General features: G+C 70.1%; 4 protein-coding genes and 6 pseudogenes. 7 read left to right on the forward strand and 3 right to left on the reverse strand.

What is annotated here, in order from left to right; genetic code table 11:
* Nucleotides 1–372: 372 nt before the first annotated feature.
* Nucleotides 373–971, forward strand: a pseudogene (locus IE180_RS35460) (integrase core domain-containing protein); the annotation flags it as partial.
* On the opposite strand, the gene IE180_RS35465 reads toward IE180_RS35460, so the two are convergent.
* The gene (locus IE180_RS35465; protein WP_190161069.1) at nucleotides 968–1876 is read right to left on the reverse strand and encodes a LysR family transcriptional regulator; all 909 of its coding nucleotides are present in this window, start codon (nucleotides 1874–1876) and stop codon (nucleotides 968–970) included. The pseudogene IE180_RS35460 and the gene IE180_RS35465 overlap by 4 nt on opposite strands.
* 72 nt (nucleotides 1877–1948) lie before the next feature.
* Here IE180_RS35465 and IE180_RS35470 point away from each other — a divergent pair, with 72 nt between their 5' ends.
* The 5 genes and pseudogenes from IE180_RS35470 to IE180_RS35485 all read left to right on the forward strand — a co-directional run.
* Entirely contained in the window at nucleotides 1949–2338 is a 390-nt protein-coding gene (locus IE180_RS35470) for a RidA family protein (protein WP_190161070.1), read from the forward strand.
* A gap of 33 nt (nucleotides 2339–2371) precedes the next feature.
* Nucleotides 2372–2734, forward strand: a pseudogene (locus IE180_RS37645) (IS5 family transposase); the annotation flags it as partial.
* A gap of 142 nt (nucleotides 2735–2876) precedes the next feature.
* A pseudogene (locus tag IE180_RS37700) lies at nucleotides 2877–3067 on the forward strand (IS5/IS1182 family transposase); the annotation flags it as partial.
* Nucleotides 3066–4156 (forward strand): annotated as a pseudogene (locus IE180_RS35480) (IS110 family transposase); the annotation flags it as partial. The pseudogenes IE180_RS37700 and IE180_RS35480, both read left to right, overlap by 2 nt.
* Nucleotides 4129–4743 (forward strand): annotated as a pseudogene (locus IE180_RS35485) (transposase); the annotation flags it as partial. The pseudogenes IE180_RS35480 and IE180_RS35485, both read left to right, overlap by 28 nt.
* Before the next feature lie 96 nt (nucleotides 4744–4839).
* On the opposite strand, the gene IE180_RS35490 reads toward IE180_RS35485, so the two are convergent.
* A complete protein-coding gene (locus IE180_RS35490; RefSeq protein ID WP_190161071.1) occupies nucleotides 4840–6462 on the reverse strand; it encodes an MFS transporter in 1623 nt (540 codons plus the stop codon).
* Nucleotides 6463–6573: 111 nt separating this feature from the next.
* A pseudogene (locus IE180_RS35495) lies at nucleotides 6574–6807 on the reverse strand (transposase); the annotation flags it as partial.
* 134 nt (nucleotides 6808–6941) lie between these two features.
* On the opposite strand from IE180_RS35495, the gene IE180_RS35500 reads away from it, so the two are divergent.
* Complete coding sequence (locus IE180_RS35500; RefSeq protein WP_190161072.1) at nucleotides 6942–7337, forward strand: SSI family serine proteinase inhibitor; 396 nt, start codon at nucleotides 6942–6944, stop codon at nucleotides 7335–7337.
* The last annotated feature ends 117 nt before the right edge of the window (nucleotides 7338–7454 follow it).

Genomic DNA, 7454 nt, shown 5'->3' on the forward strand with positions numbered 1-7454 from the left:
CGCCCCGCGGGGACACCGGCGACGAACGTGCCGGCCGGAGCCGCTGTTCGGTGGCTGCGGCCGGCGCGGTCGTTTCACGGCGGACGGCGGCTCTCCCCGGAGCCTTTTCCAACCCAGGCCAGGCACGCCCCTCACGGTGCGACCACCGTACAATCCACCAGCCGCACGGAGCACACCATGAACCACAAGCCCACCACTGCCTAGGTGTATTGATCACGAGCGTTGTTGACACTGGCCTGGTCTTGAACAGGGCGAAGACCTCCGGTGGGGTGGGAGCTGTCCAGGAACTCACCGCACGGAGGTCTTCGCGTCCCACCGTAATGCCCGGCTGACCGTCTTCGGTAGGAGACTGCTGGTCGAACGTGTCCGCTCAGGCCGACCGGAGTCGTGATCCGCCGCTACGAGCGTGAGCGACTCGGTGAGCCGATCCACGCGGACGTGAGGAAGCCCGGCCGGATCCCCGACGGCGGCGGCCGCAAGACCAACGGCCGCCAGGCCGGCCGCCAGGTCCGCGGCATGGGCTTCGGCCACGTCCACTCCGCCGTCGACGACCACTCCCGCCTCGCCCGCAGCGAGATCCACCCCGACGAGAAGGTCGCGACCTGCGCGGGCTTCCTGGCCCGCGCGGCCGCCTTCTTCCCCTCCCGGGGCATCGACCGGATCGAGCGGGTCCTGACCGACAACGCCTGGGCCTACCGCAAGGGCCTGGCCCGGAAGGCCGCCCCGCGGAACTCGGCGCGACCGGCAAGCCGACCCGGCCCTACCGGCCGCAGGCCAACGGCAAGGTCGAACGCTTCCACCGCACCCTGCTCGACGAATGGGCCCACCTGCGGCCCTCCACCTCGAACACCGAGCGGACAGCGGCCCTGGCAGACTTCCTCCACCCCTACAACCACCACCGCTGCCACACCGCACTCGACGGACACCCACCCATCAGCTATGTCAACAACATCGCAGGTCAATACATTTAGGGCCTATCCGGCGGATCTTGATTGAGGGCTGCCAATAGGCGTAGGACCAGGGGGTTTGTATCGTTCTTGCGCCACGCGACGGCGACTCGTGTGCGCGCGGTGCCGGGCTCGATCCCGCGGAAGGCGACGCCCTTGAGGCGGATGCGGCGGATGCTCTCCGGAGCCAGTGATACGCCCAGGCCGGTTTCCACCAGGGCGCAGACGGTCTGCCATTCCACGGCGTGCTGGGCCACTTGGGGGGTGAAGCCCGCAGCGGCGCACAGGTCGGTGATCTGGTCGTACAGCGACGGGCCGACGGCGCGGGGCAGGAGCACGAAGGGGCATTCTGCCAACTGCTCGACCCTGACGGTCCGTTGTGCCGTGAGGGGGTGTGAGGAGGGCAGGACGGCCACGAACGGCTCGGTCAACACGGACTCGAATCCGAGGTCCGCGTCATGGGTGGGCGGTTCGCGCAACAGGCCGATGTCGATCGTCCTTTCGCGCAGAGCGGCCAGTTGCGGTGTGGTGGTCATCTCCTGGATGTCCAGGGCCACGGCGGGAAACCGTTCCCGGAAGGTGCGCAGCAGGCCGGGGAGGACAGTGAGGGCGAGAGAGGCGGCGAAGCCGATCCGCAGGTGGCCAGCCCTACCGCTGCCGACTTCTCTGGCTGCGCTCAGGCCCTCTGCCAGGTCGGTGAGGGCATGCCGGGCAGCGGGCAGGAGTTCCCGGCCCGCCGGAGTGAGGCCGATATTCCCGGGTTCGCGGCTGAAGAGCGCGTACCCGACCTTGTCTTCCAGACGACGGATCTGCTGGCTCAGCGGCGGCTGGGCGATGCCCAAGCGGGTGGCGGCGCGGCCGAAATGGAGTTCCTCGGCGAGCACGACGAAGGCATGCAGCTGCGGGAGGGAAAGTTCAGGGCGCTCCATACGCATAGAGATATCACCCCATGCTCGAAAGCGTATGAGACGTATCAGTGCTGGTCACTTAGCGTTCGGCGCATGACAGAGCGACGTTCCATCCTCAGCGGCTCGACGTTCGAGGAGCAGATCGGCTACGCCCGCGCCGTGGTCGACGGTGACTGGGTTCATGCGTCCGGGACGACCGGGTTCGATTACACCACCATGACGATCTCGGACAACGTGGTGGAGCAGGCCGCGCAGTGCCTGCGTAACATCGAGGCCGCCTTGACCGAAGCGGAGTGCACCTTCGCTGACGTGGTGCGGGTGCGCTACCTGCTGCCCGACCGGACCGACTTCGAGCCCTGCCGGCCGGTGCTGCGTCGCGCCTTCGGAGAGGTCCGGCCGGCCGCCACCATGCTCATGTGCGGCCTCGCCGATCCCCGCATGAAGATCGAGATCGAGGTGTACGCCCGGCGGATCACCGCGTAACCGCGTGGTCCGGTCTGGGTGGACGGGGGCACCGTGCCCGAGGTCGGGTGGGCCGATCTGACACATGCCGAGTGGGCACGGCTCCAACCACTGCTGCCCGGCGGCGGATTGCCCGGCGGACGGTGGAGCGACCATCGCACGGTGATCAACAGAATCCTCTTCCGCCTGCGAACGGGCACGCCCTGGCGTGACGTGCCTGCGCAGTACGGGCCGTGGAAGACCGTCTACGAGCGTCACCGCCGCTGGTCGGCGGACGGTACTTGGGACAAGATCCTCCGCTCGCTCCTGGCGCACGCCGACGCTGAAGACCGGATCGACTGGAGCATGGTCGGTATCGATTCCACCTCCTGCCGGGCCCATCAGCACGCGGCTGGCGCGCGCACAACACCCCGCGCATCCCGGGACGCCGGCTCTGCCCCCTCAACATCGGCCAGACGAAGGGATGGGACGTTCAAGGGGCGCTCTGACGAGCAGGACACGTCTGGTCGGCGAGGGCGGCCGCCGGCCTTCGGCATTCCTGATCACCCCGGGCCAGTGGGGCGACGCCCCGCAGCTGGTCCCGGTGCTGGAACGTCTGAACGTCCCCCGGCTCACTACCGGCCGCCCTCGTACCCGCCCCGACCATCTCAGCGCCGTCATCCCCCAGCCGTCCGACCAGGTTGGCATCGACTGCGGCGAGGCCGCGACGGAGGCCGCCCACCGGCCTTCGATGCCGAGGCGTACAAACGACCTCCTGGCCGAACACGGCGACAACCCGGTGAGCAGATACCAGGGGCGATCGAGACCTCCCGCGGCCTGCTGGTTGCCCGTCTCAGGGCCACCGGCCGCCCCGTCCACGCCGTCAACCCAATGGCGGCCGCCCGCTACCGCGAGCGCCACACAGTCTCGCGCAAGAAGTCCGACCACCTCGACGCGATGGTGCTGGCGAACATCCTGCGCACCGACGCAGACGCGCACCGCCGACTGCCGGCCGACAGCGAGCTTGCCCAGGCCGACGCAGTCCTGGCCCGCGCCCAGCAGGCCGCTGTCTGGGACCGCACGCAGGCCGGTAACAAGCTCCGCTCCCACCTGCGTGAATACATCCCCGGCCGCCTCGCCGCCGTTCAGCCGATCACAGGGGGATTCAACGCGCCGCTGGCCCGAACCCTGCTGGCCGCCGCACCGACTCCTGGGTGGGCCGCCCGGCTCAGCCGAATTCAGCTGAAGGCGGTGCTCAAGCGCGCCGGCCGCCAGCGCGGCATCGAGGCCGAGGTCGAGCGCCTGCACGCCGCCCTGCGTGTTCCGCAGGTGCGCCAGCTCCCGCTCGTCGAAACCGCGATGGGCCGCCAGGCCCTGGTCCTGCTGGGCAAGTTCGAGGCCGCCTGCGTCGCCGCGGACAGCCTCGCCGAAGCCTCGGTCGAGCTGTTCGAGCAGCACCCGGACGCGGCGGTCATCACCAGCTTCCCGGACCTCGGCGCGCTCAGCGGAGCCCGGGTCCTTGCCGAGATCGGCGACGACCGCAGCCGCTTCGCCGATGCCAGGGCGCTCAAGGCCCATGCCGGATCAGCACCCGTCACCCGCGCCTCGGACAGGAGCCACACGGTCATGGTCCGCCGGGTCAAGAACCAGCGCCTGGCCGCGGTCGGCTACGTCTGGGCCTTCGCCTCCCTCACCGCCTCACCCGGCGCCAGAGCTCACTACGACCGCCGACACGAGACCGGTGACCGCCACACCTCCGCCCAGCGCAACCTCTACAACCGGCTCCTGGGCTGCCTCCACCACTGCCCCGCCAGCGGCACGCCCTACAGCGAATGGAACGGTTCGGCTCCCCGGCCCAGATCCGCAAGGCGGGCAGGGGGCGGCTGGTCACCCTGCTGCGGCCGAAGGCACCGAGGATGGCCGAGCGGCTCGTCGAGGAGATCTTCACCGTTCCGGACGAACAGATCGTGACCGTCCCGGGGACCGAGGCGGCCGCACTGATCGTCCCGAGCCTGGCCGGATCGCTGACGATCGTGCTTGGCCAGCGCACGCTGCTGGCCGGGCGGATCGAGGAACTGCTGGAGGACCACCTTCTTTCGAAGGTCCTGACGTCGATGCCGGGAGTCGGCGTCAGGACCGGAGCCCGCATCCTGATCGAGGTCGGCGACGGCAGCACGTTCCCGATCGCCGGCCATCTCGCCGCCTATGCGGGTCTCGCTCCGGCGACCCGGAGCTCGGGCCCATCGATCCGAGGCGAACAGCCTTCGCGGAGAGGAAACAAACAGCTCAAACGAGCCTTCTTCCTCTCCGCGTTCGCAGCCTTGGGCGACCCGACGTCCCGGGCCTACTACGACAAGAAAATCGCCCAGGGCAAGCATGGCCGTGGCCAGCAGTCTTCGGCCGCCCGGCTCACCACGCGTCGCCCCCGGGCCGATCGGCTGCCCTGATGCGCGCCTGCCAGGTCTCCCCCGCTGCAGGAGGCTCTGCGAACGGTTCCGGGAGGGGCCCACGCCGGGGCCGCGTGGGCGGTCATGCGCGGGCGGCTACGGCTGCGGCGATCGGGGCTGGGCTGACGGGATCCGATGGGTGAAGAAGAGGGCGATGAGCGCGGCCAGGGCCAGGATGGCGAGCGCCGCGCGCAGGCCGTCGAGCCTGGCCTCGGTGTTTGCGTCCAGCGCCGCCCGGGACAGTTCGGGGTTCACGCCCGCTTCGTCGAGGGCGCTCTCGAGCTGGGCGTCGGACAGGAACGGTGCGCCGCTCTGGAGCTGGACGGTCGCCTGGCTCGTGATGCTGTCGGGGACCGCAGGGTTCGCCTCGATGGTGGTCAGGAAGGAGGTCGTGAGTGCGGCGATCATGATCGATCCGGCGAGTGCCGTACCGATTGAGGCACCGAGGTTGGTGAGGGCGTTCTGTACGCCGCCGACTTCCGCGCTCTGCGCCTGCGGCACCGCGGAGACGGTGACCGATCCGAGCTGGGAGGCAAGCGCCCCCATGCCGAGTCCGATCAGCAGCAGCGGGACGGTGACGACCTCTGCGCCGGCGTCCAGGTCGAGCGCGGCCATCAGGACTACCGCTCCCGCCAGCAGCGCGAGGATCCCCAGCCGTACCACCCGCCGCGGTGAGACGTCGGGGAGGAAGCGGGGGATCAGAACGGCTGCCGCCAGCAGGCTCACCGAGAGCGGCAGGAGGCGGGCACCGGTCTCCAGTGCTGACAGGCCCAGGGCGACCGACAGGTAGAGCGGGACGACGAAGAACACGCCCATCTGCACGAGATACTGGAAGAAGAACATCGTCAGGCCGCCGGTGAGCTGCTTGTTCTGTAGCATGCCGGGATCGACCAGGGGGTCCCCGCCCCGGGCGGCGATCTTGGCCTCCCAGCGCAGGAAGATCCACAGCAGCGCCATGCCTGCCAGCATCAGCCACGTCGTCAGCGACACCCCCAGCCATGCGGGCGCGTCGGGCTTGGGCTGGAACCAGCCCCATTCGTCGGATCGCAGCACCCCGTAGACGAAGATCCCGAGCCCCAGCGCGGAGAGGATCGCGCCCACGAAGTCGATGCTCCGGCGCTCGCCGGGCGGGGCGTCCGCGATGCGGCGCGCGAGCACGAGGATGCCGAGCACCATCACGACCTCTCCGGCGAAGACCCACCGCCAGGAGAAGTACGTCGTCGCGATGCCGCCGACGAGGGGCCCGACCGCGATCGCGATCGCCCCCGCCGCAACGACCAGTCCGTAGGCGGCGGGACGGCGTTCGACGGCGAAGTTGCCGGCGACGAGCGCGACGATCGCGGGCAGGATGAGCGACGCCCCGATCCCCTCCAGCAACGACCAGCCCAGCAGCAGCACGCCCAGGTTCGGCGCGAGCGCGGTGGTGAGAGAGCCAGCGCCGTAGACGCAGCAGCCGATCATGAACGCGCGCTTGCGTCCGATCAACGCCCCGACCTTGCCGCCGGGGATCATGAACATCGCCATCACGAGGGTGTAGGCGGTGATCGCCCCCTGGATGCCCGTCACGGTCGTGCCGACATCCTCGGCCACCGTGGCGATGGAGACGTTCATGACGGAGCTGTCGAGCGCCATCAGGAACTGACCTGCCGCGAGCGTCACCAGGACGACTCGCGACTTCGCCGACGCCGCACTTTCGGCCGTTCCTGCCCGAGATGTCATGGACGCATGCTCCCAGCCGTCCACCGGCCCGGGGGGCCGACCCGCCGCGACGTCAGCCAGACAGGGGTGCCGGGACGGCCACCCGCCCGGGCCGTCGGCTTACCGATCGTTTCAGAATGAGGTTCGTAGGCGTCGCAAGCAGATGATGCCGCAGGCGATTTGGAGCAGGCCGAGGTGGAGGTCGGCGCGTATCGCGTAGCGGATCCGCAATCGCTTGAACTGGTGGAGCCAGGCGAAGGTCCGCTCGACGACCCAGCGTGTCTTGCCCAGGCCGGAGCCGTGCGGGATGCCGCGGCGCCATCGGCGGGGCGCCGGCCCCGAGGGCTTGACGCGGCGTCGAGTGACCGGCCGTCACGGTGATCGCCTCGACCGAGCAGACCCCGGACAGTCGCGAGCGCCTCATCAAGCGGTGGTCCGAGCGGGTGGCGTGACCCCATCGGGCGAGGTGACCGGCCGGAGCCGGCCGCGTTGATCCGGCCATGAACAAGATCATCACCGCTGTCGCCGCGCTCCTCACCGCCGGACTCTCACCCATCGCGACCGCCGCTCCCGCACCGGTCCAGGACACCCGCCTCCAGCTGACCGTCGAGCGCACCGAGAGCGGTCCAGGAACCGTCGCCGTCGTCTGGCTCGACTGCCCCGGCAGCGGGCGCCCCGCCCACCCGCACCGTGCCGGAGCCTGCGCGGACCTGGAGGCCGCCGGCGGCGACTTCGACCGTCTCCCCGGCCGGGACACCGCCGTCTGCTCCAACGAGACCGTCCCCGTCACCGTGACCGCGGACGGCACCTACCACGGCCGCGCAGTCCGCTGGGAGCACACGTACGCAACCGACTGCGAGCGCCAGCTCGCGACCGGCGACGTCTTCGAGTTCTGACGGGCACTCCGGCCCGAACACGGGCAGGAGGCCCGTACGCTGACCGCAAGACAGGTGGAGTCGACCGGTCAGTGCGCTCCCCGCACCCGCCTCACACGCTTCCCCGGCCTCCCCCGT

Origin of the sequence: Streptomyces litmocidini, assembly GCF_014649755.1 — a bacterium.
GTDB lineage: Bacteria > Actinomycetota > Actinomycetes > Streptomycetales > Streptomycetaceae > Streptomyces > Streptomyces litmocidini.

What these genes read in the sequence shown, in the direction of transcription:
- IE180_RS35465 (WP_190161069.1), bottom strand. Translation starts at nt 1,876, where the DNA reads ATGGAGCGCCCTGAACTTTCCCTCCCGCAGCTGCATGCCTTCGTCGTG.
- IE180_RS35500 (WP_190161072.1), top strand. Translation starts at nt 6,942, where the DNA reads ATGAACAAGATCATCACCGCTGTCGCCGCGCTCCTCACCGCCGGACTC.
- IE180_RS35490 (WP_190161071.1), bottom strand. Translation starts at nt 6,462, where the DNA reads ATGACATCTCGGGCAGGAACGGCCGAAAGTGCGGCGTCGGCGAAGTCG.
- IE180_RS35470 (WP_190161070.1), top strand. Translation starts at nt 1,949, where the DNA reads ATGACAGAGCGACGTTCCATCCTCAGCGGCTCGACGTTCGAGGAGCAG.